1 pseudogene is annotated in these 605 nt (G+C 77.2%); it reads right to left on the bottom strand.

The annotated features are described in order from the left end of the window. A pseudogene (locus tag KUM32_RS39520) lies at positions 1–443 on the bottom strand (heparinase); the annotation flags it as partial. Positions 444–605 lie beyond the last annotated feature (162 nt).

Genomic DNA, 605 nt, shown 5'->3' with positions numbered 1-605 from the left:
TCCCCGCTGATCGCGTACGCGGCGGCGAGCACGGTCAGGTACTGGTGCCGGGACGGCTCCCAGATCTGCTTGATGTCGCCGACCGCGTCCTCGCTCCGGTACGGCACGTCGAAGGCGTACCCCGACGGGGCGCGGCGCCCGGTCTTCGGGTCGTACCACCAGTCGGGGTCCGCGAGGTCGTCGCGGGGCACCCCGAAGAACTCGGCGTGCCCGGCCAGCAGCCGGTCCGCCTCGGCGAGTAGCCGCTTCGCGGCGTCCGGCGGCACCGCGTCGAGCGCCCCGGCGGGCAGCGTCGCGGTGAAGCGGGCGCCGGTCACCTCCGGCGCGACCGGTGGCGCCGACCGCCAGCGCCGCCGGCGCGCCGTGTCGACCACCCGGCCGCCGACCTCCCTCGGCCCCATCCGGGACAGCCGCCGCAGGTACCACCCCGGGCTCGCCGTCATCGCGCCCTCGCCAAGGTCACCGGCGCGCCGCCGACCAGGCTGGTCCGCACGGCGAGGGTGGCCGCCGTGGTGGCGGCCAGCGACTCCAGCGACACCGGCATCGGCCCGCCGGTGCGCACCGCCGTGAGGAAGGCGTCCAGTTCGGCGCGCTGGCCCTTGTCC

Source organism: Streptomyces sp. AC627_RSS907 (genome assembly GCF_019049165.1).
The sequence above is the reverse complement of the archived record's forward strand: the minus strand, read 5'-3'. Positions and strand labels throughout refer to the sequence as shown.